The 22530-nt window shown below is 69.9% G+C and carries 28 protein-coding genes; 17 read left to right on the plus strand and 11 right to left on the minus strand.

The window, feature by feature from the left end; genetic code table 11:
- The first annotated feature begins 16 nt into the window (after positions 1-16).
- Positions 17-991: a zinc-binding alcohol dehydrogenase family protein gene (locus tag NAG42_RS25815; protein WP_250033711.1), complete on the plus strand. Its 975-nt coding sequence runs from the start codon at positions 17-19 to the stop codon at positions 989-991.
- Between the two features lie 18 nt (positions 992-1009).
- Here the strand turns inward: NAG42_RS25815 and NAG42_RS25820 are convergent, their stop codons facing one another.
- On the minus strand, positions 1010-1423 hold the full coding sequence (locus NAG42_RS25820; protein WP_250033713.1) for a MarR family winged helix-turn-helix transcriptional regulator: 414 nt from the start codon (positions 1421-1423) through the stop codon (positions 1010-1012).
- A gap of 82 nt (positions 1424-1505) precedes the next feature.
- Here NAG42_RS25820 and NAG42_RS25825 point away from each other — a divergent pair, with 82 nt between their 5' ends.
- The 7 genes from NAG42_RS25825 to NAG42_RS25855 all read left to right on the plus strand — a co-directional run bounded on the left by NAG42_RS25825 (position 1506) and on the right by NAG42_RS25855 (position 8141).
- Positions 1506-2336, plus strand: coding sequence for an alpha/beta fold hydrolase (locus NAG42_RS25825; RefSeq protein ID WP_250033716.1), 831 nt, complete (start codon positions 1506-1508; stop codon positions 2334-2336).
- Positions 2337-2457: 121 nt separating this feature from the next.
- Positions 2458-3234 carry an alpha/beta hydrolase gene (locus NAG42_RS25830; RefSeq protein ID WP_250033717.1) on the plus strand — a complete coding sequence of 259 codons (777 nt, stop codon included), beginning with the start codon at positions 2458-2460 and terminating at the stop codon, positions 3232-3234.
- Entirely contained in the window at positions 3231-4856 is a 1626-nt protein-coding gene (locus NAG42_RS25835; protein ID WP_250033719.1) for an MFS transporter, read from the plus strand. The genes NAG42_RS25830 and NAG42_RS25835 overlap by 4 nt, the downstream gene beginning before the upstream one ends.
- Positions 4853-5230: a VOC family protein gene (locus NAG42_RS25840; RefSeq protein ID WP_250033720.1), complete on the plus strand. Its 378-nt coding sequence runs from the start codon at positions 4853-4855 to the stop codon at positions 5228-5230. Before NAG42_RS25835 ends, NAG42_RS25840 begins: the two co-directional genes overlap by 4 nt.
- Positions 5231-5338: 108 nt before the next feature.
- A complete protein-coding gene (locus NAG42_RS25845; protein ID WP_250033722.1) occupies positions 5339-6688 on the plus strand; it encodes a PP2C family protein-serine/threonine phosphatase in 1350 nt (449 codons plus the stop codon).
- Positions 6689-7338: 650 nt separating this feature from the next.
- Positions 7339-7770, plus strand: a complete 432-nt coding sequence (locus NAG42_RS25850) for an ATP-binding protein (protein ID WP_250033723.1) — start codon at positions 7339-7341, stop codon at positions 7768-7770.
- 38 nt (positions 7771-7808) lie between these two features.
- Positions 7809-8141 carry an STAS domain-containing protein gene (locus NAG42_RS25855; RefSeq protein ID WP_250034531.1) on the plus strand — a complete coding sequence of 111 codons (333 nt, stop codon included), beginning with the start codon at positions 7809-7811 and terminating at the stop codon, positions 8139-8141.
- A 146-nt stretch (positions 8142-8287) separates the two neighbouring features.
- On the opposite strand, the gene NAG42_RS25860 is transcribed toward NAG42_RS25855, so the two are convergent.
- The gene (locus NAG42_RS25860; RefSeq protein WP_250033726.1) at positions 8288-8824 is read right to left on the minus strand and encodes an RICIN domain-containing protein; all 537 of its coding nucleotides are present in this window, start codon (positions 8822-8824) and stop codon (positions 8288-8290) included.
- A gap of 337 nt (positions 8825-9161) precedes the next feature.
- Between NAG42_RS25860 and NAG42_RS25865 the strand changes: the two genes are divergently transcribed.
- On the plus strand, positions 9162-9662 hold the full coding sequence (locus NAG42_RS25865) for a cupin domain-containing protein (protein ID WP_250033728.1): 501 nt from the start codon (positions 9162-9164) through the stop codon (positions 9660-9662).
- On the opposite strand, the gene NAG42_RS25870 is transcribed toward NAG42_RS25865, so the two are convergent.
- Entirely contained in the window at positions 9625-12411 is a 2787-nt protein-coding gene (locus NAG42_RS25870) for an AfsR/SARP family transcriptional regulator (protein ID WP_250033731.1), read from the minus strand. The genes NAG42_RS25865 and NAG42_RS25870 overlap by 38 nt on opposite strands.
- A 27-nt stretch (positions 12412-12438) precedes the next feature.
- Entirely contained in the window at positions 12439-13236 is a 798-nt protein-coding gene (locus NAG42_RS25875; protein WP_250033734.1) for an SDR family NAD(P)-dependent oxidoreductase, read from the minus strand.
- A 149-nt stretch (positions 13237-13385) separates the two neighbouring features.
- Here NAG42_RS25875 and NAG42_RS25880 point away from each other — a divergent pair, with 149 nt between their 5' ends.
- From NAG42_RS25880 to NAG42_RS25905, 6 genes are all read left to right on the plus strand, one after another.
- Positions 13386-14177: an alpha/beta hydrolase gene (locus NAG42_RS25880; RefSeq protein ID WP_250033736.1), complete on the plus strand. Its 792-nt coding sequence runs from the start codon at positions 13386-13388 to the stop codon at positions 14175-14177.
- Positions 14174-15154, plus strand: a complete 981-nt coding sequence (locus NAG42_RS25885; RefSeq protein ID WP_250033738.1) for an alpha/beta fold hydrolase — start codon at positions 14174-14176, stop codon at positions 15152-15154. Before NAG42_RS25880 ends, NAG42_RS25885 begins: the two co-directional genes overlap by 4 nt.
- A 74-nt stretch (positions 15155-15228) precedes the next feature.
- Positions 15229-16017 carry an oxidoreductase gene (locus tag NAG42_RS25890; protein ID WP_250033740.1) on the plus strand — a complete coding sequence of 263 codons (789 nt, stop codon included), beginning with the start codon at positions 15229-15231 and terminating at the stop codon, positions 16015-16017.
- Positions 16018-16067: 50 nt separating this feature from the next.
- Positions 16068-16970, plus strand: a complete 903-nt coding sequence (locus tag NAG42_RS25895; protein WP_284045895.1) for an NAD-dependent epimerase/dehydratase family protein — start codon at positions 16068-16070, stop codon at positions 16968-16970.
- 64 nt (positions 16971-17034) lie between these two features.
- On the plus strand, positions 17035-17880 hold the full coding sequence (locus NAG42_RS25900) for an MBL fold metallo-hydrolase (RefSeq protein ID WP_250033742.1): 846 nt from the start codon (positions 17035-17037) through the stop codon (positions 17878-17880).
- 43 nt (positions 17881-17923) lie between these two features.
- Positions 17924-18310: a carboxymuconolactone decarboxylase family protein gene (locus NAG42_RS25905; protein WP_250033744.1), complete on the plus strand. Its 387-nt coding sequence runs from the start codon at positions 17924-17926 to the stop codon at positions 18308-18310.
- Positions 18311-18314: 4 nt separating this feature from the next.
- Here NAG42_RS25905 and NAG42_RS25910 read toward each other — a convergent pair whose 3' ends face one another.
- From NAG42_RS25910 to NAG42_RS25930, 5 genes are all read right to left on the minus strand, one after another.
- On the minus strand, positions 18315-19412 hold the full coding sequence (locus tag NAG42_RS25910) for a hypothetical protein (RefSeq protein WP_250033746.1): 1098 nt from the start codon (positions 19410-19412) through the stop codon (positions 18315-18317).
- 150 nt (positions 19413-19562) lie between these two features.
- Complete coding sequence (locus NAG42_RS25915) at positions 19563-20069, minus strand: class I SAM-dependent methyltransferase (protein WP_250033756.1); 507 nt, start codon at positions 20067-20069, stop codon at positions 19563-19565.
- Positions 20070-20110: 41 nt separating this feature from the next.
- A complete protein-coding gene (locus NAG42_RS25920) occupies positions 20111-20497 on the minus strand; it encodes a MarR family winged helix-turn-helix transcriptional regulator (protein ID WP_250033759.1) in 387 nt (128 codons plus the stop codon).
- 148 nt (positions 20498-20645) lie between these two features.
- On the minus strand, positions 20646-20789 hold the full coding sequence (locus tag NAG42_RS25925) for a hypothetical protein (RefSeq protein WP_250033762.1): 144 nt from the start codon (positions 20787-20789) through the stop codon (positions 20646-20648).
- A 75-nt stretch (positions 20790-20864) separates the two neighbouring features.
- Entirely contained in the window at positions 20865-21053 is a 189-nt protein-coding gene (locus tag NAG42_RS25930) for a hypothetical protein (RefSeq protein WP_250033764.1), read from the minus strand.
- A 154-nt stretch (positions 21054-21207) separates the two neighbouring features.
- Here NAG42_RS25930 and NAG42_RS25935 point away from each other — a divergent pair, with 154 nt between their 5' ends.
- Together NAG42_RS25935 and NAG42_RS25940 are read left to right on the plus strand one after the other, a co-directional pair.
- Positions 21208-21366 carry a hypothetical protein gene (locus NAG42_RS25935; RefSeq protein WP_250033766.1) on the plus strand — a complete coding sequence of 53 codons (159 nt, stop codon included), beginning with the start codon at positions 21208-21210 and terminating at the stop codon, positions 21364-21366.
- Positions 21367-21419: 53 nt separating this feature from the next.
- Positions 21420-21890, plus strand: coding sequence for a hypothetical protein (locus NAG42_RS25940; RefSeq protein WP_250033769.1), 471 nt, complete (start codon positions 21420-21422; stop codon positions 21888-21890).
- Positions 21891-21931: 41 nt separating this feature from the next.
- Here NAG42_RS25940 and NAG42_RS25945 read toward each other — a convergent pair whose 3' ends face one another.
- Positions 21932-22324, minus strand: a complete 393-nt coding sequence (locus NAG42_RS25945; RefSeq protein WP_250033771.1) for an aminotransferase class I/II-fold pyridoxal phosphate-dependent enzyme — start codon at positions 22322-22324, stop codon at positions 21932-21934.
- A 6-nt stretch (positions 22325-22330) separates the two neighbouring features.
- Positions 22331-22528 (minus strand): hypothetical protein, encoded by a 198-nt coding sequence (locus tag NAG42_RS25950; protein WP_250033774.1) that lies wholly within the window; start codon positions 22526-22528, stop codon positions 22331-22333.
- Between the last annotated feature and the right edge of the window lie 2 nt (positions 22529-22530).

Consider the following 22530-nt stretch of genomic DNA (forward strand, 5'->3'; position numbering starts at 1 on the left):
TGAGAGAGGAGATCCCATGCGTGCTGTCGCCGTCTCCGCCGCCCATCACCTGGTCGACGTGCAGGTGCCCGACCCCCAGCCCGGTCCGCACGACCTGCTCGTGCGGGTCCACGCCGTCTCGGTGAACCCGGTCGACGTGCAGAGCGCCGGCCGGGGGCCCACCGGCGGCGACCCGAAGATCCTCGGCTACGACGCGGCCGGCGTGGTGGAGGCGGTCGGGCCGCGGGTCACCCGGTTCCGGCCGGGCGACGAGGTCTACTACGCCGGGGACATCCGCAAGCCGGGCAGCAATGCCGAACTCCAGGCGGTGCACGAGAACATCGTCGGTCGCAAACCCTCCACCGTGGACATGGCGCAGGCCGCGGCGTTGCCGCTCACCACGATCACCGCCTGGGAGGCCCTCTTCGACCACCTCGGTCTGACCGCGGAGAGCACCGGCACGATCGTCGTTCTGGGCGCCGCCGGCGGCGTCGGCTCGATGGTCACTCAACTCGCGAAGACGCGGACCAAGCTGTCCGTCATCGGTACGGCGTCGCGTCCGGAATCGTCGCGCTGGGCCGTCGACATGGGCGCCGACGAGGTGGTCGACCACCACCAGGGACTGGCCCGCGAGGTGCTGCGGCTGCGGCCGGACGGTGTCGAGTACGTGTTCTCACCGCACTCGGCCGCGAACGTCGGCGAGTTCGCCCGCCTGCTCAAGCCGTTCGGGCATGTGGTCGCGATCGACGAGGTGGACAGCGTCCAGCCGTTGAAGGCGAAGAGCATCGCCTGGCACTGGGAGCTGATGTTCACCCGGCCGATGTACGCGCCCGAGGACGACTACCAGGGCCGCCTGCTCGACGAGGTGGGCCGGCTGGTCGAAGCGGGCCAGGTGCGCAGCACCCTGGTCACGCGGCTGGGGCCGTTGAATGCGGCCACGATGACCGAGGCGCACCACCTGGTCGGCACCGGGTCCGGCTCGTCCATCGGCAAGGTCGTCGTGACCATCTGAGGGGGTGACTGCGCTGTTTCAGGGCAGTTCCGCTGCTTTGAGCAGCAAGGCGTGCAGGGTCTCGCGCTCGTCGGCGGTGAGCTTTCCGAGTGAGTCGGCGAGGACGCCGTCGACGGCCTCGCCGCCGGCTTGCCGGAGCTCGTCGCCGGTGGGGGTGAGCTGGTGTTGAACCTTGCGGCCCGGTCCCTCGACGCGCTCGATGAGACTGCGGTCCACCATTCGCTTGGCGAGCTCACCCATCGACTGGTCGGTCTGGAAGGTCAGCTCGGCCAGTCGATGCAGCGAGGCGCCGGGATTGGCGTGCAGGTGGCGCAGGGTGTCCCACTGCACCAGCGACAGCCCCAGTGAGGCAAGGCGCCGATTGGCCTCGCGGTGGTGCTGCCATTGGAGGCGCTTGACGGCCAAACCGACCTGCTGCAGGGAGGAACTCACCGGGGGAGCCTATAGCAAGGTTGCGTATATAAGGAACCTGTTCTAAGGTTCCTTATAGTCGCCCGTTGCAAGGAGCCCTCGCATGTCCGTTCACTCGCTCACCGTCCCCGGAGCCGGCCTTGTCGAGCTCACCGTCACCGAGCGCGGCCAGGGCCACCCCGTTCTGCTGCTGCACGGCGGTGGGGGACCGCTCACCGTCACCGCGTGGGCCGACCGGTTCGCCGAGGCCAAGCCTGCGCGTGTGCTGACCCCGGTTCACCCGGGCTTCAACGCCACCCCGCGTCCCGCCGGGCTCGACTCGATCGCCGGGCTGGCCGCGACGTACGTCGCTCTGCTCGACGCCCTTGATCTGCACGACGTCACGGTGATCGGGAATTCGATCGGTGGCTGGATCGCCGCCGAGATGGCTCTGCTGCGCTCACCTCGGGTCAGCAGCTACGTGCTGGTCGACGCGGTCGGCATCGAGGTCGCCGGCCACCCGGTCGCCGACTTCTTCTCCCTCACTCCGGCCGGGCTCGCCGCCCGCAGCTACCACGACCCGAAGACGTACGGGGTCGACCCGGCCAAGCTGCCCGCGCAGATCCGCGAGGCGATGGCCGGCAACCGCACCGCCCTCGAGGTGTATGCCGGGCGGGCGATGACCGACCCGACGCTGGCCGACCGGCTGAGCGGGGTGACCACTGCGACCCTGGTCGTCTGGGGCGAGGCCGACCGGATCGGCGACACCGCTTTCGGCCGGGCCTACGCCGCCGCCATTCCCGGTGCACAGTTCACGCTGCTCCCCGGAACTGGTCACCTGCCGCAGATCGAGACTCCCGACGCGCTGATCGAGACCGTCTGGTCCTTCGCCGACGCGCACGCCACCAGGAAGCCCGGACGCTCGTCGACGACCGGAGACCTCAGCGTCGCCTGATCGTGAGACGGCGGGCCCGACATCGCCGTCGGCATTCCCGCCGAGGCGCCCCGCGACGACCCGCGGCTGCGTCAGTCGTTGTACCGATGCCACTCACCGGCCCTGGAGGCAGGGTGAGGACATGGACCACGACATCCCGTACGCCTCGGCGAGCGAACAAGTCCTCGACGTCTACGGAGACCCGGCCGCCACCCGCCCCGCCATCGTGCTGGTGCACGGTGGCGGCTGGTTTCGCGGCGACAAGTCGAAGGAACAGAAGCTGGCGACGATCCTGGTCGACGCGGGTTACCTCGTCTTCGTGCCCAACTACCGCCTCGCTCCGGACCACCCGTTCCCGGCCGGCCGCGAGGACATCCTGGCCGCCACCGACTGGGCGATTGCCTCCGGGTACGCCTTCGACCGCGACCGACTGGCCTTTCTCGGCGGATCGGCCGGCGGCAACCTGGTCATCGAAGCCGGTCTGGCCACCGGCCGGCCGGCGGCGAGCTGGTCGGGCATCTTCAACCTCGAGGCGTTCATCGAGGCGACCGACGCCACCGTGGCGGCCACACCCACCACGCAGGACCTGGACGCCATGCGCAGCGCCGACATCAACCAGACCGGCCGGGACGACGCCTTCCTGCGCTGGTGCATCCTGCAGGAGGTCGGCGGCGACCGGTCCCTGCTGCCCCAGGCCTCGACCGTCCGGCACGCCGTCGCGTCGGCCGGTCCGGTCTACCTGGCCAACTCGCTGGCCGAGTTCGTGCCGGTCAGCGATCCGGTGGCGATGCAACAGGCGCTCACCGACGTCGGGGTGGCCAGCACACTTCAGCTGATCCCCGGCACCAAGCACGCGGAGGGCTACCTGGAGCACGCCGTCGAGGGGACGCTGACCTTCCTCCGGCAGGCTTTGGCATGACCACCGCGGCGGGTGCCTGGGCGCCGCTGCGGCACCCGGTGTTCCGGGCGGTCTGGATCGCCGCCTTCGTCGCGAACGTCGGCACCTGGATGCAGACCGTGGCCGGCCAGTGGCTGCTCGTCGAGCAGCACAGCTCCAGCCTGCTGATCTCCCTGGTACAGAGCGTCTCCAGCATTCCCGTGCTGTTGCTGGTGATCCCGGCCGGTGTGGTCGCCGACTTCCTGGACCGCCGGCGGCTGTTGCTGGCCACCCAGTGCGTGCAGGCGGTGATCGCCGGGATCCTGGCGTTGCTCACCGCGGCCGGACGCACCTCGCCCGAGGTGCTGCTGGTGTTCACGTTCCTGCTCGGCTGCGGGGCGGCCGCCCAGTTGCCGGCGTACCAGGCGATGGTGTCCGACCTGTTGCCCCGCTCCGAGCTCGGCCCGGGCGCGTCGCTCAGCTCGCTCGGCGTCAACCTCGCGCGGGCGGTCGGCCCGGCCATCGCCGGGTTGCTGCTCGCCCACCTCGGCGTGCCGTGGCTGTTCGCCCTGAACGCGATCAGCTTCCTGCTCTTCGCTGTCGCGCTCCTGTTCACCCCGGGTGGCCGGCCGGCGAACAGCTCCGCGATGAAGGCCGCATCGCTGTCGAGTTTCGAGGCGGGTGGCCGCTACGTGCTGAACTCGCCCGCGGTACGCCGCATCCTGCTCCGGCTGGTGCTGTTCGCCTTGCCCGCCAACGTGCTCTGGGCGTTGCTGGCGCCGCTGGCCGAGCGCCGTCTGGGGCTGGGCGCGGCCGGTTATGGCGTGCTGCTGGGTGCGGCCGGGGCCGGGGCGGTCGCCGGTGCGGTCCTGATGCCACTCGTGCAGAACCGGCTGTCGGGATCCGCGAGGCTCACCGTCGCGGGCGCGGTCTACGGCGCCGGGCTGATCGGGCTGGCCCTGGTCCGCGACGTCGGCGTGGCGGTCGCCCTGCTGGTGCCGGTCGGCGTCGCCTGGATCGCCGTGATCGCCGGCCTCAACGCCGGCGTGCAGGCGTTCCTGCCGGACTGGGTGCGAGCCCGCGCCCTGGCCGTCTACCAGATGGTGCTGTTCGCGACGTTCGCCGGCAGCGCCGCCCTCTGGGGCGCGGTCGCGACCTGGATCGGGCTGGGCCCCGCTTTCACCGTCGCGGGGGTCCTGCTGGTCGCCACGACCGTGGCCGGTGTGTGGTTGCCGTTGCGCCGCACCGACGTCGGCGACCGGACGGCGGTCCCGGCCGGTGTGCTGCCGGAGGCGACCTTCGTCGGCGCGATCTCGCCCGACGACCCGGTGGAGGTCCTGGTCCGCTATCACGTGCGACCTGAGCACCGGGACGACTTCGTGCGGGCGATCGCCGAGCTGCGGACCAGCCGGCTGCGCACCGGCGCGACGCAGTGGGTGCTGCTCAGCGACGCCGTCGACGCGGATCAGCTGGTCGAGCGTTACCGGGTGGCCTCCTGGACCGAGTTCCTCGACCAGCGCACGAACCGGCAGACGCCGTTCGACGAAGAGGTACGCCGGCGGGTCGAGGCGCTCGCCGACACGGTTACCTGGCAGCGCTTTCTGACCGTCGCCGTCCCACATCACGTGCACAACGTCGTCCAGCACCTCGGGGAGCCCGCATGAAAAGCCCGTTCAGCACTGTCGCCGACGTCTTCTGCTTCGTGCCCGACCTGGTCGCGGCGACCACCTGGTACACCGAGCGGCTGGGCGTCCCGCCGGCTCTGCAGGCCGCCCAGATGGCCCGCTTCGATCTCGGCCCGAGCAGCCTGACCCTGCACCGGTTCGACGAGTTCAACACCGGCGGACCGGCCGGCTGCGTCGCCTACTGGGACGTCAAGGACGTCGACGCGGTGGTCGCCGAGTGGGGCCGGCATGGCGCGACCGCCCACCGCGGACCGAAAACCATCATGACCGGTGAGCGGCTCTGCCAGCTGCTCGACCCCTTCGGCAATCTGATCGGTGTCCGGCAGGCGGCTCCCGATACCGTTCGGAAGTGAAACCTCAGGCGGGCTCTGGCCTGACCACCGCGGCGGGCCGCCTCGACCTCACGGCCTGAGTGAACTCGGATCCGCTGCCGCTGATCGATGCCGCATATGCTGCCTCGCGTGACCGACAGCGCGATGAGCGGTACCGAGCTCGACAATGTACTGCTGGCGGTGGAGAGGGCCGCCCCGGTCGACGCGGTCGAGGCAGTGACCCGCGCCATCGGCAGCAGCCTGGACGCGGACTGGGTGTCGTTTCTCGTGGCCGACATGAGCGGTCGCGCCTTGGTACGGCTGGTTCACCTCCCGATCGGCGAGCCGGCCGGCGGCCGCAGGCAGGACCGGGACGTCGCTCAGCTGATGCCGTTCGACGGGGGCCCGCAGGAGCAGGCGCTACGCGCGCAGCAGGCATTGGTCGAGCAGGTCGGTGACCGGTTCGTGGTTCGGGCGCCCGTCACCCAGCGCGGCGAGGCCATCGGACTGCTGGAGATCGCGCTGTCCGCTGCGCCGGGTGAGGCGATTGTCCGGCGCTTGTCGCTGGCCGCGCACACCCTGGCGTTCGTCGTGATTGCCAATCGCCGGCACACCGACCTGTTCGAGTGGGGTCAGCGGACGACGCCGTTCACCCTGGCCGCGGAGATTCAGCGGCGGCTGCTGCCCGAGGCGTTCACCTGTGAGGCCGACTCGTTCACCCTGTCGGCGTGGCTGGAACCCGCGGCCAGTATCGGCGGCGACACCTTCGACTACAGCCTCGCTCGCGACGTGCTCCATCTGAGCATCACCGACGCTGTCGGTCACGGGGTGGACAGTGCGTTGACCGCGACACTGTGCGTCAGTGGGCTGCGTAATGCCCGTCGTCGCGGCGCGACCTTGCCGGAGCAGGCGCAGGCGGCGAATCAGGCGATCATCGGCAACCGGCCGGCCGGGTCGCTGTTCGCCACCGGGCTGCTGGGCCGTCTGCACCTGGCGACGGGGCTGCTCGATGTGGTCAACGCCGGGCACCCCATGCCCTACTTGATTCGCGGCGAACAGGTGCTGTCCGTGGCTCTGGACGTCAACCGGCCTTTCGGTGTGCTGGCGGACAAGCCGTATCGGCCGGACCGCCTTCGGTTGATGGCCGGTGATCGGCTGGTCCTGATCACCGACGGCATGCTGGAGCGTGGCGCCGCCGCTCTCGACCTGCCTTCCCGCCTGCGGGAACTGGCTCGGCTGCACCCGCGCGAGGTCGTCCGTGTGCTCGGTGACCTCGTGCTCGAGGTGGCCGGACCCGCACTGCCCGACGATGCGTGCCTGCTGGTCCTGGACTGGTACGGGGGGCACGGCGACACCCGTACCACCACCGCCGGCGCCGACACTCGCCGAGCCAGCAGATCGGCCGCGGATCGGAGCCGAACCTGGCCGGTCGAAGCAGGTACGGGGCGGGCTTCGCAGTCAGGTCACCTCGGACCAGAAAATCTAGGTTCAACGTACTAGACATTCTCGCGACCGCCGGTTAGATTCTTTCTTGTCGAGAACGAAGTAGGAGAAAAGACGCGTACGGAACACCGCCTTGCTGAGGCGAAGGAGCCGGACCGACAACGCCCCGGCTCACGCGCACAGATGGTGAGTGCGCCTGCAGTTGAGTAGTTCCCGGACGGGTTGGTGTGTGGTCCGGGTGTGACAGGTGGCGGGGCCGAGGTGGGATTCGGGGCTTCGTCGCAGGTGGCAAGAGTTCGTCGTACGTGTTCGGGGCCATGAAGTTGCGTGGGGTTCCAGCACCGACGAGCGGCACGTGGGAAGAGAAGTCAGAGGAAAGGGAGGGTCTTACACCGTTGGATCGCCCGTTCCTGGCCGTTTTGACAGGTTGGGCGCGGACACCGCAGTTTCCATCGAACGAGAGGTGGTCTCCGGTCACGCTTATGCGGTCCTCACACCCGAACCCCGTTTTCAGGGCTGGTGTGGAAATGACAATCCGGCGTTCATGTCGGTAGATGGTGTATCAGTCCCATAACCCTGGGCCCCGGCGCTTCGACAGCGCCGGGGCCCTCGTTCTCGAACTCGAGATCCCCGCTCAACCTGAAAAATCATCACGTTCGATGAGGACGACAAGTTTCCCACGATCGTGATGAGGGCAGTTTGCGGCAATGAGTGCTTTGCGGTTGCTTGCGTTTCCCCCGCACAGCCGCCTGCTGTTCGCTTGGGAGCTGCACAGCGACCAGGATCTCCGGCGGATCCGGGCCGAAGTCGTCCGGGTCCTCGCCGACCAGCCGCACCCGGTGCCGGAAGACCTGGTGCAACGGATCGAGTTGGTAGCCACCGAGCTGGCCGGCAACGCCCTGCGCCACGGATTGCCACCGATCACGGTCCGGCTTCTCCGTGACGACGACTGCTACCTCCTCGACGTCAGCGACCACGACCCCCATAACCCGCCTGGACCGGTCGTCGCTTCCGGGCAGTTCAGTGCCGGTGGGCGTGGCCTGCACATCGTCCTCTCCCTGGCTCAGGAGCTGTGCTGGTACAAGACCGACAACGCGAAACACATCTGGGCGTCGTTCCCGTCGCCGCGCCCGGGCTGAACGCCGACGACGAGCAATGTCATACCCCCGTGCTAGACATGCCGGTTGTGACTACCTCACTCTTTACGATCCTCTCGCTGGAGGGACCGACCGGCGTCCTGCGTCTGGAGTTGGCGGGCGACTTCGACATGAGCATCGGCGACGCGCTTTCCGGCGCCCTGGCCGAAGCAAGCCGGCGCCCCGGCATCACGGACGTGATCGTGGACCTGGACCGTGCGCGGTTCATCGACTCCCACGTGGTGGCCGGCTTGGTCTCGGGCTATGAGGCAGCGACCTCGGCCGGTCGGAGCTTCACCGTGGTCAACGGCCACGGCATGGTGCAGCAGGTCCTCGACATCACCGGCCTGTCCGAGGTGTTGTGCGCGAGGTGATTCCTCGCCGTTCGTGCGATGTGCCGCGGCGCCGCCGCTGGCAGGCTCAGGTTCATGGCGCTCGTACTGGACACCGCGACGATCGCACCGCGGGCTCGCGCCGAGGCGGTCCGGGCCGCGATAGGTTACGCCCGGATCCCGGCCGGCTAGGCGAGGTGCATGCCCCAGTTGTACGTGCTCAGGTCGCCACGGCATTCGGACGGGATCTTGTTGGGGACCACCCGCAATTCGGTCGCGGTATGCATGTACATGCAGCTGGCGCCGGGGCGCTGGACGGCCAGGACGTAGAAGCCGTAGACCGAGACCGATCGGCCCCAGAGCTGTTTGCGGGCCCCGTCCACGCAGTGCTCGGCGAAGACCTTGCTGCCGCTGTTCTCGGGGGCCGACAAGCACCACTTGCTGGCCAGGTTCCTGATCTTGAAGGTGCCGTTGCCCTTGTCCTCCAACCACCAACGTTGATTGTTCTGGCGGTGGCAGTCCCCCCAGGCGTAGACGGTCGTGGTCGGTTCGCCGTCGCGGTAATGCTGGTCGAGACAGTTGCCGTTGTAGGTACTCCAGATGATCCGATCGGACGAGTCAGCCGAGGCCGGCGACGCCGGCACCACGACGGCGCCGACGATCAGCGACAACATCGCACTCAACGCGATCGCGAACATCGCTGGTGCCTTGACCTTCATCATCATCGGATCCCCCGTCGTCGACGCAGCCGTGTGCGCCTGATGTTCGGCCAGCCGGGCTGCCTTGTCGTCAGCACCGGGCGCACAGTCGTACGCACCCAGCGCACAATGGCGCCGGCCAACATGCTGGAGACTGCCCGGACGCTGATCACTCAGGGGATTGCGGCAGCCGGGTCACGCCGCGAGGTCGGCGCAGCGGGGCCGTTGAGGCTGTGTTTCACCTGCGGCACCACTGAACGCGCACTGTTGGTCAACAAGATCTTCTTACCGTGAGGCGGAAGAGGCGAGCGGCGGAGCTTGGTCGCGAAGCCGGCGTCTTTCGCCAACGAGAAGGAGACAGCACATGAACGAACCCACGGCGGGCGCGGAGACCTTCTGGTTCCTCGGTGGCAAGGCCCGCGTTCTGATTCCGGGGTCGGCGACCAAGGGGGCGCTCACGGTCATGCAGTTCGATGACACGATCGGGCACGCACCGCCGTTGCATGTGCACGGCGGGGAGGACGAGGTGTGGGTGCTGCTCGACGGCGAGATCTCGTTCTTCGTCGGGGAGCAGCGGCACGACCTCACGGCCGGGCAGGTCGCTTTCGGGCCGCGGGGTGTCCCGCATTCCTATCTCGTACGGTCCGCCGGCTCGCGCCTGGCCGTCATGTTCGCCCCGGCTGGGATCGAGGGGTTCTTCGCGGCTGCGGGCACCGCGGTGCTCGACGCCGACGAGGCACCGGCCGCGTTCGACCTCGGGACGGTCCTCACCGCGGCGGCGGCCGTCGACCTCACGGTGGCCGGTCCGCCGCCCACTCCGGAGGCTTTCAACGCGCCGGGCCGGTCAGGTTCGCTTCCATCTTGACGCGCAGCTCGTCGGCCATGGGCGGGTTGGTGTGGTCGACGAGGTCGAGTGCCCGTTGCCAGGCGGCGACAGCGGCCGAGCGGTCGCCCAGTGCGGCCCGGGCATCGCCGAGATGGGCGACGATCGCCGCGTGGCTGGTCTGGTCCATGCTAACCGGCAAGAGGTCGAGCGACTTCTCGAAGTGGACCAGGGCGACATCGTGCTCGCCCAGCAGGTGATGGGCGTACCCGATGGTGTCGTGAATGCCGGCCGTGATCTCGGGGTCGTCGGTGTCGCGGAGCCGCTGCAGCAACCGGTGGCCGCCGTCGATGGAGTCGCGGTATTCACCCAGCCGGAGCTGGGCCCAGCTCCGGGCGGAGAGGGCACTGAGCTCACCGTCCCGGTCACCGATCTCCCGATAGAGCTTCAGCGCCCGTTCGACCTGGACGGCGATGGCCGGGTAGCGACCGATGCGCTCGTACGCGTTGCCCAGCTGGAAATGCACGAGGGCCTGCCCGGCCAGGTCGCCGAGGTCGACGTAAAGCTTCAGCGCCCGCTCGTAATGCCGCAGGATGCTGCCGGTGTCGTCGGTGCGATGGTAGACCCGGGCCAGGCCCATCTCCAGCCGGGCCGTCATCGGCCGGTCGCCGAGCCGATCGGCCGCCGCCGAGGCGACCTGCAACAGATGAAGGTCTGTCTCCACCCGGGTCGGCAACGTGCTCAGCGACCACACCAACTGCACCACTCGCCGGTCGTAGCCGTGCAGCGCGGCATCGTCCACCATCGACAGCAAAGCTTGTTCCTCGCAGGCCAGCCAGGCATGGGCGTCCGCCTCGTTGTCCGGCACGACCACGGTCACTTCGGCCACGGCCGGCTCGAGGGTGATCGGCGGCCGATGGGGACGCAACATGCGGTTCGCGGCGTAGGCCGAGTGCACGTAGTAATCGAGCAGGCGTTCCCGGGCGCGCGGGCGGTCGTCGTCGAGCCCGGCGGCGTAGGCGCGCAGCAGGTCGTGGCTGCGGTAGCGGCTGGGGGCGCCCTCGCCGAGCAGGCTGGCATCCAGCAGTTCGGCCATGGATGCGGCGGCCGAGGCCGGGGTTACGCCGGCCAGGCTGGCCAGCGTCGGATTGCCGGCGTCGGGTCCGGGGTGGACCGGGAGCAGCCGGAACATGGCTGCCGCGCGGTCGCTGAGCGCCTGGTAGGACCAGGAGAAGACCGCGCGAGCATCGATCGAGGAGGCCGGCCCGGCGAAGGCGTCCAGCGTGCCGTGCGAACGCCGCAGCTCGGCGGCGAGTGTGGCCAGGGGGATGCGGGGACCGCGCAGCGCCGCCCGCGCCGCGACGATGGCCAGGGCGAGCGGCAGGCCGGCGCAGAGGTCGACGATCGCGTCCACCGCCTCGCTCTCCCGGGTGATCCGGTCGGCGCCGAGCCGCCGGCTGAGGAAGTCCCGGGCTTCGGCCGCGTCGAGCGGACCAAGAGCCAGCGGAACGGCCCCTTCCACGGCGACCAGTCCCGACAGGTGCCGCCGGCTGGTCACGATGACCAGGCAGCCGGGTGATCCGGGCAGCAACGGCCGGATCTGTTCCTCGTCGCGGGCGTTGTCCAACAGCAGCAGCATGCGCCGGCCCCAGATCAGGCTGCGGAACGCCGCGGTCTGATTCGCCAGGCCGGTGGGGATCTGCGCCGGGTCCATGCCGAGTGAGGTGAGCAGGTAGGCCAGCGCGTCGCCCGGATCCATGCCCTGCCCGGACGGGTCGAAGCCGCGCAGGTCCACGTGGAGCTGGCCATCGGGGTAACGATCGGCGACCTGATGGGCCCAGTGCACGGCCAGCGTGGTCTTGCCGATGCCGGCCATGCCGCCCACGGCGCTGATGGTCATGACCGGAGCCGATCCGGCGGTCAGCGTCGAGGCGTCGGACAGCTCGGTGCGCCGGCCGACGAACACCGCCAGATCCGGCGGCAGCTGCGCGGGCCGCGCCGTGGGCGCGGGTGGGGCCGGCCGGCCCGAGGGGACGGCTTGCCGAAGGACCTGGCTCTGCGCCGCCCGCAGCTCCGACCCGGGGTCGACACCGAGCTCCTCGGCGAGCCGCTGGGTGACCTCGCGGTACACCTCCAGCGCCTCCGACTGACGGCCCATGCCGGCCAGGAGCAGCACCACCCGGGCCTGGAGCGCCTCGTCCAGCGGATACCGGTCCGCGGCCTGCCGGACCGTGGCCATCGCCCGCTCCGCGGTGCCGCTGATCAGCGCGAGGTCCGCCGCCTCACCGGCCGCGGCCTGATACTCCCGGTCGATGGCGATCGCGGCCGGGCGTTCGCGGACCTCGGCCCCGGAGCCCGGCGAGCCCTGCCACAGGATCAGAGCATCGACGAACGGATCCACCGAGCGGGTGGCCCGGCCCTGCTCGACGAGCTCGCGGAAACGCAGCAGGTCGAGACTGCGCGCGTCCACGGCCATCCGGTAGCCGCCACCGGCGCGGACCAGCCAGCGGCCGGTCTCGCGGGCGGTCAGCGACGGCTCGAGCAGACGCCGCAGCATGCCGATGGTGCGGTGAATGCCGTTGACGGCGGTGCCGGGCGGATTGTCGCCCCAGGTCACGTCGATCAGCTCGGCCATGCTGACCGGTCGTCCGGCGGCCATCAGCAGCACGGTCAGCACGGCCCGGTGCTGCGGCGTGCTCAGGTCGACCTCGTGCCGGTCGCGCCAGACGCGGACCGGTCCCAGGATGGAGAACCACATCTGATCCGATGCCACCAGGTCCTCCTCGATCATGTGCGGCCACCGTATCGCTCCTGGCTGTCACGGTGAAGGCGGTGGCGTGGCCGGCCCGTGCCCGCCGTCGACACGCACGACGGTCTCGGTGATGAAGGCCGCCTCCGGCGCCGCCAGCCGGACGATCGCGGCGGCGGTGCCGTCCAGCCACTCGCGCCGGTCCGCCGGGCGGAATCCGGTTATCTGCGGGTTGTTCCGGGCCCAGGCGGCGGGCGCTCCGGCCAGAGGCGCGTGCTGGGTGGACGCCGGGACGAAGCCGAGAACGCGGATGCCGTCGACCGCGTACTCCAGGGCCGCGGACCGGGTGAGACCCACCACAGCGTGTCTGGTCGCGGAGTACCCGGCCGAGAACCGGACGCCGTCGACCCCGGCGGCGGTGGCCAGGTTCAGGATCACGCCACCGGCCGGGTCCTGGGCGAGCATCTGCCGGATCTGGTACTTCATGGCCCAGAAGACAGTCAGCACGTTGAGCCGGAACATCTGCTCCACGGCCTCGGTGCGGACGTCGGCCAGCCGGCCCTCGTCCAAGGCGGCGCCGGCGTTGTTGACCGCGACATCGAGGCGGCCGTGCCGGGCCGCCGCCTCGGCGACGAACGCGGCGGTGGCGTCCTCGCAATCCGGGTCGGTGCTGAGGAAAACGGCATCTCCGCCCTGGTCGCGAATCCTGCGCATCACCAGCTCGCCGACCCGGGGCGTGCGTCCGGAGCCCAGTACCGCATAGCCGGCCCGAGCCAGCGCCAAGCTGATCGCCCGGCCGAGCGCGGTGGTCGCCTCGGTCACCACCGCGACCCGCGGACCACTCGTCGCCCCGCGTGTGTCTCCCACGCGGACGAACCTAGGGCGTTCGTGTTGGCGATCTGTGCGGGCCGGGCGGCACCGCGGCAACAAACGCCGGGCACCACCAGATGCGCACAGCTTGTCAACAAGATCTTCCTACCGTGAGGCGACAGCTGAGCGGGAAGGACAAAGAAACCATGGCCACACCGGTTCTCTTCATTCACGGTCTGTGGTTGCACGCCACGTCGTGGCAGCCCTGGATCGAGTTGTTCACCGAGGCCGGGTACGCGCCGGCCGCGCCGGGCTGGCCCGGGGAGCAGGACACCGTCGAGGCGACCCGGGCCCAGCCCGACCTGGTCGCCGGGCACGGCATCGACGACGTCGTCGAGCACTACGCCGGCCTCATCGCGCGGCTGGACAGCAAGCCGATCCTCGTGGGCCACTCGTTCGGCGGCATGATCGCGCAGAAGCTGCTCGGTCAGGACCTGGCCGTGGCCGCGGTCGCGGTCGACGCGGCACAGATCAAGGGAGTCCTGCCGCTGCCGTTGTCCACGTTGCGGTCCGGCTTCCCGGTGCTGCGCAACCCGGCCAACAAGCACAAGGCGGTGTCGCTGACCGCCGAGCAGTTCCGGTACGCCTTCGCCAACGCCGTCGAGGAGTCCGAGTCCCGGGCGCTGTTCGACCGGTGGTCGATCCCGGCGCCGGGTCAGCCATTGTTCGAGGCCGCGGCGGCCAACTTCAACCCCCACTCGCCGGCCAAGGTCGACACCGGCAACGAGTCGCGCGGCCCGCTGCTGCTGATGGCCGGCGGCAAGGACCACACGGTGCCGGAAACCGTCGTCCGGGCCACCTTGCAGCAATACCGCCACTCGCACGCGGTCACCGACATCGTGGACTTCCCGGCCAAGGGGCACTCACTGACCATCGACAGCGGCTGGCGCGAGGTCGCCGACACGTCGCTGACCTGGCTGAAGGAGCAGGGCCTGTGAAACTTCTGGGATCCGTGGCCGCGCTGGTCGTCGCCGGCACCCTTTTCGCCCCGGCGGCCGCGGCCGCCCCGCACCGTCCGCCCTCAGCCGCGGCGGCGGTCCGCACCGGTGCCGAACCCCGCGTCCCGGCCGGTTTCACCGAGCGCAAGGTCCGCGTCGGCGACGTCGGCATCAACTACGTGCGCGGCGGCCACGGCCCGGTCCTGATGCTGGTGCACGGCTACCCGCAGACCTGGTACGAGTGGCGCGACCAACTGCCGGAGCTGGCCAAGCACTACACCGTCATCGCGCCGGACCTGCGCGGCGCGGGCAGGAGCGACGCCCCGGCCGGCGGGTACGACAAGAAGACGATGGCCGCCGATCTGCACGGGTTGCTCGTGAAACTGGGGCTCAACAAGGGAATCCGGCTCGTCGGTCACGACATCGGCACGATGGTGGCCTACGCCTACGCGGCCGCGTACCGCAAAGAGGTCACCAAGCTGGTCCTGAGCGAGGCGCCCATCCCGGACAGCAGCATCTATACGTTCCCGGCGCTGAACCCCCGGGGCGCCAGTGTCTGGAACTTCGGCTTCTTCAGCCTGACCAACGGCCTGCCGGAAAAGCTCGTCGACGGGCGCGAGCGGCTGTGGGTGGACGGTTTCATCGATCAGCTGGAGATCCAGAAGGGTGGCGTCGACGACCGCAGCGTCCGGGAGTTCGCGTCCTACCTGCGCGACGACGCGCACCTCGCGGCGAGCTTCGCCTGGTTCCGGGCGTTCCCGAGGGACGTCAAGGACAACGCGGTCAACAAAAGGACCAAGCTGACGATGCCGGTGCTAGCCGTCGGCGCCAGCGGCAGCCTCGGCAAGTCGCTGGAAACCCAGGTGGGCCAGTACGCCACCAACGTCACCGGGAAGGTGATCGCCGACTCGGGTCACTGGATCTACGAGGAACACCCCCAGCAGATGACCCGGGTCCTGCTGACCTTCCTGCGCTGACCTCCACCGGCAACCACGGGTATCGCGCCCGCACGGTCGGGCGCGGTACCCCGTACACGGAAAGGACTTTGACTGTGAATCTCGAACTGTCCGGCCGGACAGCGGTGGTCACCGGCGCCAGCAAAGGCATCGGACTCGCGACCACCCGGGCCCTGGTGGCCGAAGGCGTCACCGTCGTGGCGGGAGCCCGCACGACCACACCGGAGCTCGCCGAGCTGGCCGCGACCGGCGCGGTGCGGCCGGTCAACGCCGACCTGAGCACCCCCGACGGCCCGGCCCGGCTCATCGAGGCGGCTCTCGACCTTCTCGACGGCCGCCTCGACATCCTGGTCGACAACGTCGGCGGGGTGCACCCGCGGGTCGGCGGCTTCCTGTCGGTCACCGACGAGCAGTGGCTGGACTCGCTGAACCTCAACCTGCTCAGCGCGGTCCGCACCACCCGGGCCGCGCTGCCGGCGCTGATCGAGCACGCGGGGTCGATCGTCGTCGTGGGCTCGGTCAACGCGGCGCTGCCCGATCCGCTGGTCATCGACTACAGCGCGGCCAAGGCCGCCTTGGCCAGCTTCGCGAAGTCGCTGTCCAAAGAGGTCGGCCCGCAAGGCGTACGTGTCAACACGATCAGCCCGGGCCCGGTCAGCACCGACCTGTGGATCGGCGCCGGTGGCGTAGCCGAGACGGTCGCCGGCGCGAGCGACATCGACCCGGCCGACGTCGCGAAGGGTGCCGTCAGCGGCACGGCCACCGGACGGTTCACCCGCCCCGACGAGGTGGCCGATCTGGTGCTGCTGCTGGCCGGTGCCCGAGCCGCCAACGTCACCGGCGCCGACTTCGTCATCGACGGCGGTCTGCTCACGATGCTGTGACCCGGCGATCCGGCTTGACAGCCGTTTCGGTCCTTCGTGGACGATGAGGGATGCGGATTCTCGTCGTTGGCGGAAGTGGTCTCATCGGGGCTCATGTCGCAGGCGTGCTGCGCGAACGCGGTCACGCGGTGACCAGCGTGGCTCGCGCGGCGGCGCCCGGCGTCGACCACCGGCTCGATCTGGGGACAGCTTCGGCCGAGCAGATGCGGCTGGTGCTGGACGGGCACGACGGCGTGGTCTTCGCCGCCCGCACGGACGAGCAGAGGCCGCTACGCCGGCCCATCTACCCGGCGTTCCGCCGAGACATGGTGGAGCCGGTGGTACGCCTGTTCGCCGCGGCCCGGGACGCCGGCCTCACCCGAGGCGTCATCATGGGCTCGTACTACACGTATTTCGATCGGCTGCATCCGCAGTGGCGCCTCCCGGAGCGGCACGTCTACATCCGCTGCCGGGTGCAGCAGGCCCGGGAGGCGAGGGTGGCCGCCGGGATGCCGGTCGCCGTCCTGGAACTGCCCTTCGTGTTCGGCCGGGCCGGCGACCGCCGGCCGAACTGGGCGCCCGCCCTGGACCGCTGGGTCCGGTCCCGTTCGCCGCTGGTCGCTCCGCCCGGCGGGACCGCGGTCACCTCGGCCCGCCACGTGGCCGAGGTCGCGGCGGACGCGCTCGAGCGGAGCAGCGGCCAGGACATCCCGGTGGCCGATGAGAACCTGGCATGGTCCGAGATGATCAGCCGGATCGCCGCGGCCGCCGGTCGGGGCCGCCGGGTCGTCCGCCTGCCGGCCGGCGCGGTGCGGGCCTCGCTCAAGCTGGGCGGGGCGTTGCAGGCGCTGGGCGGCAAGGAGTCGGGGACCGATCTGACGTACCTCGCCGACCTGCTGCTGGCCGACCTGTTCATCGAGCCCGTCTCAGGGCGGCCGCTGGATCGGGCCATCAGGGAGACGTTCCAACCTTGACGATCGCAGTATTCTCGCCTGAGAACGTCTTGACTGAGAAGTTCTCGGGTCGTACGGTCTCGGTATGGCACCTCTCCCCGCACCCGTTCCGTGGACCCAGCCGCTGCCCGAGGCCTCTCCGCCGGCGGAGCTGGCCATCCATCACCTGCCGACCGGCACCTACGTGACTCGTGCGGCCTTGGCCGTCAAGGGCGGATCGTTCGGCGACAAGCGGCACTTCGCCTCGTCGGCGGTGCTGGTGCGGCACCCGCAGGGCGATCTGCTGATCGACGCCGGTTTCGGGGCCGGGGTCGCCGCGCACATCGCGATGCTGCCCCGCTTCGTGCGTGCGCCTTACGAAACGGGTCAGACGGTCAGCACTCAGCTCGACGCCGCCGGCTACGACCGCCGCCGGTTGCTCGGTGTGCTGCCGACCCACTCGCACTGGGATCACGTCAGCGGGCTCGACGGGCTGCGCGACACTCCGATCTGGATGAACGCCAACGAACGCGCATATGCGGCCAGCGACCCGGACGGCAAAGTCTTCCGCAGCGTCTCGGAGGGTCACGAGATTCACCAGTACGGATTCGAGGCCCGGCCCTATCTGGGCTTCGCGTCGAGCTACGACGTGCACGGCGACGGCTCCGTGGTCATCGCCCTGGCCGGCGGACACACCACCGGCTCGGTCATCGTCTTCGTCGTCCTGCCCAGCGGCCGGAGGTATGCCTTCATCGGCGACCTCACCTGGCAGATCGACGGCATCCGCCGCCGCGTCGAACGCCCCTGGCTGCTGAGCAAACTCGCCGACAGTGATCCCGAACAGCTCCGGCAAGGCCTGGGGCGGATGATCGCGGTCGACGGGTTGATGCAGATCGTGCCCGCCCACGACCTCGGCTCCTACGAGGGGATTCCTCTGCTGCAGCCGGTCTGAGCCCCGCCTTCCATCCCTCCCACTCGCGGCAGGAAGTGACAGCATGGAGATGAGCGCCCGAGCCGTTGCCGGACGTGAGGTCTACGCCCGTAACTTCGCAGTGGCCCCCACCGAGGCCGAACGCATCATGAACGAACGCGCCGGGGCGGTGTTCACCCGGGAGGCGTTCGAGGCCGCCGGAGGACCCGGCTGGCAGGGCCAGAACCTGACCGACCGCGACCGCAGCATCGCCGTCATCGCCGCACTCGTCGCCCAGAACGTGACCGACGTACGCCTGTCCACCTATCTCGGTCTGGCCCGCCGCACCGGTCTCGACGAGCAGGCCCTCACCGAACTGATGGTTCTGCTCACGGCCTATCTCGGGCAGCCGTACACGTCGCTGGCGATGGAAGCGGTCCGCCGCTCGGCCGGCCCGGTGCCGACCGCATGACGACTTATGGCTTGGTGAGCAGTGCGGGCAAGTCCGTTGGTGCCTGCCAAATCGTGTCGCCGGTGGTTCCGTCGCCGGCGAAGACGCCGGGGGCGACGAGGCGCCGGCAACCGTCGAGTTCCACGTAGATGTCGCCCCGCGGGGTTTCCAGCCGGGCGAACCGGTTGGCCGGGGTGGTGCATGGTGTCGCTTCTCCGGAGATCTGGACCGCTCGCCTGACGGCTGCCCACCGGCCGGCCGGCAGCATGCCGCCGGAGACGAAGTCGCCCTGCGGCTTCTCGCTGTCCCGCCCGCTCGCCTTCACCTGGTAGACGCACAGTCGTACCGATGCGGCGTCGCCGGCCGGCGGGACGAGATCGCCCTGCCAGGTGGGCGGGTAGACGCCGGTGAACCAGACCATGTCGGTCTGAACCTGATCGCATCCGCTCGCGGCGGCTTCGGCTGACTCAACCTCGCCGACTACCCGGGTGGTGACCCGGGTCCAGTGCAGCTTGTCCAGGGCTGCGGTGGCCGCGGCGAGGGGCTTGCCGCAGGTGTCGAGGGGAATCCGGGGGCGCACCCATCGGCCTTGTCCGTCGAGCAGCACCAACCGCGGTGGGAAATAACCATCCGCGGTGCAGATCAGATCCGGATCCGGTGGCACATCGCCGGTCGGCGGCTCCGGTGACGGGGGTGACGGCGGTGGCGCGTCGGGCAGGCGCAGCGCGGCGAGCAGGGCTGCCACGTTATCGGCGCGGTCCTCGACGGCGATCGAGTCGGTGCCACCGTCCGGGCGTCGCTGCGTGTCTTCCCGGCACCTGACGGCGGCCACCGGGTGAAAGCTACCGGCGAACTGCGGGAGTGGCGCGGCGTTGTTTCCTTCGTCCTGGGGCCGCATGGACGGTTCGCCGGCACATGCGCGCCAGCGCGGGTGGATCTGTGGTGCGCCGGACGGCCGCGGATCCGGCACGGCTTCGGCCGAGGCGAGCGACTGCGCATCCGCCGGTCCGATGTCGCTCACCTGACCCGCGCAGCCGGCCGCGGCCAGGGTGAGCACCCCACCGACCGCGAGCGCCGCGCCGACCCGGGCCATCCCGGCCGCGGGGAACCTCATCCTGATCATTTGGGTGAGCCTAAGACGCGCAGGCGTATCCACGGGCCGGTAGGAGAGTCCGTCAACGGTCCCGAACGGGTACCGGCGGAAGCCGCCTCGGGCCTGGTGGCCGCCTTTCGGGTGAATCGCATCGGACCACTCGCTCGTGCCTTCAGTCCGTCATGGTTTGACGGCGCGGGTCGCGAAGTAGCCGGGCAGCCAGCCCGCGGTGGCGTCCGAGTGGTGTGGTGCCTCCTCGAACCCGGTGATGACGAAGCCCGCGGCGAGCTGGCCGCCGAGCTGCTCGCCCATGCTGTGGCCGTATTCCAGCGGAGCGTCCGCGCCGAAGAGCCGCTCGCGTTCCCCGGCCGACAGGTGCGTGACGTCGCTGTACGGCAGCTTGTGCCGGACCACCAACTCGCCGCGTTGGTCCAGCGCCTCGTGGTCGAACAGGTAGACGTCCGGGTTGAGGAAGCCGCACAGCAGCGTCCCGCCCGGTCGCAGCACCCGGAAGGATTCCCACCAGACCGGGGCCAGATCGGGGATGAACAGGTTCGAGACCGGGTTGAAGACCAGATCGAACGAGGATTCGGCGAACGCGGACAGGTCGCGCATGTCGCCGAGCACGGTCCGCAGCGGCACGCTGTCCCAGGCCACGCGGTTGTGCGCCACGGGATCAATACTCATCCGCCCACGCTATCCGTGGGGCCGCGCCGTGACGCAGGACGTCAGAGGCAGGAGCCCGGGTCTTCGCTGTCGCCGATGATGGCGAAGAGCATCTGGCGGAAGGACGCGACCTGGTCCTCGCTGAACCCGTCGAGCACCGAGGCCTCGACCGCGGCGCTGGTCTCGGCCACCTTGGCCCGCAGGGCCTCACCGCTCTCGGTGATCACCGGGATGCGCAGGCGACGGTCATGGGGAGCGTTGTGGCGAACCACCAAGTCCCGGCGCTCGAGCCGGTCGAGCTGGCTCATCAGGGTGGACTTGTCCAAGCTCAGGGTTTTGCCGAGTTCGCCCTGGGTCAGGCCGGGGGTCTTGTCGAGGGCACTGAGCACGATGTATTCGCGCAGGGTGAGTCCGTGTTTCTCGGCCTGCTCGCCGGTCGCGCTGTGCATGTGCTGGGCCGCTCGATGCAACAGCCAGGTCAGCTCGGAATCGAGCGACGGCCGGGGACCTGGGGCGTCTGTGTCCTGTGCCGTGATAGCGATCTCCCCTCTCGAACTCGTCGAAAGTATCACCTAAGAAATTCTCGATCAAGACGACTTACGTCAGGCTGGCCGGTAGGTGCCGGGCCAGCGTCCGCAGGCCGGCGTGGGTGTGGTCGGCCCCGGCGACGAGTTCGCGGGAGTCCGCGGGGTCGGTGATGAGCCGTTCGGCAATGACCCGGATGCGGGGGTCAGCCGGCATGGTGACGTGGATGTCGTACGGGGGTAAGGGTTGGAAACTGAGTATTCGATCTGGTGCCGCCCCCTTGCCTGTCCTTCAGTCCTGGGGTTTGAGCGGTTCGTCGGGCAGGGAGCGCGCCGGCTGATCTCCGGGGGCGCCGCCGTGGGTGGGGCGCGCGGTCGCCTCCGGCGTGATGCCGGGCTCGCCCTGGGCTCGTTCCGGATGAGCGTCGCTGCCGGCCAGGGAGCCCTGTTTCGCTCCCGCCTTGTTCTCCTGGTCGGACATGTCATCAGTCCTTTCTGTTCGTCGCAGGGTGACTTCGGTGGCCTGACTTACCGTTCCGGAGCTGAGTAAACGCCCGGGGGAACGGCAGGCGTTGGTTCGGGCCGTCCTGGGGTATGCGCGCCGCCGGTGGCACATCTCTGAGGGGATCACGACGATGAGCGACGCGGAACATCCGATCGACATGCTGGACGACGCGCCGGAGGGTGACGCCGTCGAGCAGGAGCAGACGGCCGGCGACGCCGGTCCGGTCACCGCCGCGACGGACGAGGGGGCGGAGGCCGACGTGGTCGAGCAGGCCGGACGGACAGATTGACCGACACCCGTCCGGGTAGGTATCAACGGCTGCTTGCCGGGTACGCGGCCGCCATGACGGAGTCACAGGAAGCGGTCCTCGTCGGTGGCCCGCGCGACGGGAACCAGTTCGATTCGGCCGGCGCGGCCCTGGTGGAACTCGAGATAGACGCCTACGTCCACCGTTACATCCGCACCACGGCCACGCGCGAGACCGACGGGCAGACCCGGCTGGTCTACAACTACGACGGCATGGTCCGCCCGGCTGTGGCCAGTGGCGCGCCTGCCCCCGGCATCCGCGAGGAGCAGGGCGTGCAGGACAGTGGGGAACAGGGCGAGGGCCTCGAATACACCGGCACCGGCGACAGCGTGAAGCGCATCGGCCAGGCCCCCACCGCCACCGACGTCAACGACCCCGAGCGGTCCTCCCGCAACACCGCGGCCGGGTCGGGCTCGGAGCCCGGCCCCGGTCCGGTCGAGCCGGCCGCCGACGCCGGCGCCGATCCGACGGCGAGCATCGAGCCGCACAACCAGGGCGCGGTCTGATTGCCTACTGGCTGACCTCTCGATGACGAGCGGATGCCGGCTCACTCGGCGACGACGCGGACCGATTTCATGGTGGGGTCGGCGGCGATCCGCCCGGTCGCCTGGTCCGTCGGCACCTGTTCGGTGCGGCCGAAGAACGCGTCGCCGGGCAGCATGACGTTCTCCAGCTCCAGCGTCCGCGGTTCCGGCAGGTCGGCCTGCGGCTGCGACTCGATGCTGCCGCGTTCGTCGACCAGCCGGCGCAGGCTTTCGACGAGCCGCTGCTCGGTGTCGTCGTCGTCGGCGTAGCTGACCTGGCCGCCCAGATGGCACTGGTCGGCTGAGCCCATGTCGACGTGGCTCACCGCGCGCAGCCATTCGGCGGCCTGATAGCCGCTGATCCCCAGTCCCCGGACGTCGATGGTCAGGCGGAGGGGATCGAGTTGTGCACCCACTGATGATCAGAGCCGCTCCAATACCCCTTGGGACTGGCGGCGGTCGTCGAGGCCGTTCAGCGACAGCACATCCGAGGCGAACACGCCGGCGCCCACAATGTCGATCACCCGGGGATCGGCGCCACGGCCCTGTTTGTGCCCCGCTGGCTCGAACACCGTGTCACCGCGGCGCCGGAACTCCCGCAACGCCTCCAGCACCGGCACGC

Origin of the sequence: Paractinoplanes maris, assembly GCF_023544465.1 — a bacterium.
Taxonomy (GTDB): Bacteria; Actinomycetota; Actinomycetes; order Mycobacteriales; family Micromonosporaceae; genus Actinoplanes; species Actinoplanes maris.

What these genes read in the sequence shown, in the direction of transcription:
- NAG42_RS25815 (WP_250033711.1), top strand. Translation starts at nt 17, where the DNA reads ATGCGTGCTGTCGCCGTCTCCGCCGCCCATCACCTGGTCGACGTGCAG.
- NAG42_RS25825 (WP_250033716.1), top strand. Translation starts at nt 1,506, where the DNA reads ATGTCCGTTCACTCGCTCACCGTCCCCGGAGCCGGCCTTGTCGAGCTC.
- NAG42_RS25830 (WP_250033717.1), top strand. Translation starts at nt 2,458, where the DNA reads ATGGACCACGACATCCCGTACGCCTCGGCGAGCGAACAAGTCCTCGAC.
- NAG42_RS25835 (WP_250033719.1), top strand. Translation starts at nt 3,231, where the DNA reads ATGACCACCGCGGCGGGTGCCTGGGCGCCGCTGCGGCACCCGGTGTTC.
- NAG42_RS25840 (WP_250033720.1), top strand. Translation starts at nt 4,853, where the DNA reads ATGAAAAGCCCGTTCAGCACTGTCGCCGACGTCTTCTGCTTCGTGCCC.
- NAG42_RS25850 (WP_250033723.1), top strand. Translation starts at nt 7,339, where the DNA reads ATGAGTGCTTTGCGGTTGCTTGCGTTTCCCCCGCACAGCCGCCTGCTG.
- NAG42_RS25855 (WP_250034531.1), top strand. Translation starts at nt 7,809, where the DNA reads ATGCCGGTTGTGACTACCTCACTCTTTACGATCCTCTCGCTGGAGGGA.
- NAG42_RS25860 (WP_250033726.1), bottom strand. Translation starts at nt 8,824, where the DNA reads ATGATGATGAAGGTCAAGGCACCAGCGATGTTCGCGATCGCGTTGAGT.
- NAG42_RS25865 (WP_250033728.1), top strand. Translation starts at nt 9,162, where the DNA reads ATGAACGAACCCACGGCGGGCGCGGAGACCTTCTGGTTCCTCGGTGGC.
- NAG42_RS25870 (WP_250033731.1), bottom strand. Translation starts at nt 12,411, where the DNA reads ATGATCGAGGAGGACCTGGTGGCATCGGATCAGATGTGGTTCTCCATC.
- NAG42_RS25880 (WP_250033736.1), top strand. Translation starts at nt 13,386, where the DNA reads ATGGCCACACCGGTTCTCTTCATTCACGGTCTGTGGTTGCACGCCACG.
- NAG42_RS25895 (WP_284045895.1), top strand. Translation starts at nt 16,068, where the DNA reads ATGCGGATTCTCGTCGTTGGCGGAAGTGGTCTCATCGGGGCTCATGTC.
- NAG42_RS25900 (WP_250033742.1), top strand. Translation starts at nt 17,035, where the DNA reads ATGGCACCTCTCCCCGCACCCGTTCCGTGGACCCAGCCGCTGCCCGAG.
- NAG42_RS25905 (WP_250033744.1), top strand. Translation starts at nt 17,924, where the DNA reads ATGGAGATGAGCGCCCGAGCCGTTGCCGGACGTGAGGTCTACGCCCGT.
- NAG42_RS25910 (WP_250033746.1), bottom strand. Translation starts at nt 19,412, where the DNA reads ATGATCAGGATGAGGTTCCCCGCGGCCGGGATGGCCCGGGTCGGCGCG.
- NAG42_RS25915 (WP_250033756.1), bottom strand. Translation starts at nt 20,069, where the DNA reads ATGAGTATTGATCCCGTGGCGCACAACCGCGTGGCCTGGGACAGCGTG.
- NAG42_RS25920 (WP_250033759.1), bottom strand. Translation starts at nt 20,497, where the DNA reads ATGCACAGCGCGACCGGCGAGCAGGCCGAGAAACACGGACTCACCCTG.
- NAG42_RS25925 (WP_250033762.1), bottom strand. Translation starts at nt 20,789, where the DNA reads ATGCCGGCTGACCCCCGCATCCGGGTCATTGCCGAACGGCTCATCACC.
- NAG42_RS25930 (WP_250033764.1), bottom strand. Translation starts at nt 21,053, where the DNA reads ATGTCCGACCAGGAGAACAAGGCGGGAGCGAAACAGGGCTCCCTGGCC.
- NAG42_RS25935 (WP_250033766.1), top strand. Translation starts at nt 21,208, where the DNA reads ATGAGCGACGCGGAACATCCGATCGACATGCTGGACGACGCGCCGGAG.
- NAG42_RS25940 (WP_250033769.1), top strand. Translation starts at nt 21,420, where the DNA reads ATGACGGAGTCACAGGAAGCGGTCCTCGTCGGTGGCCCGCGCGACGGG.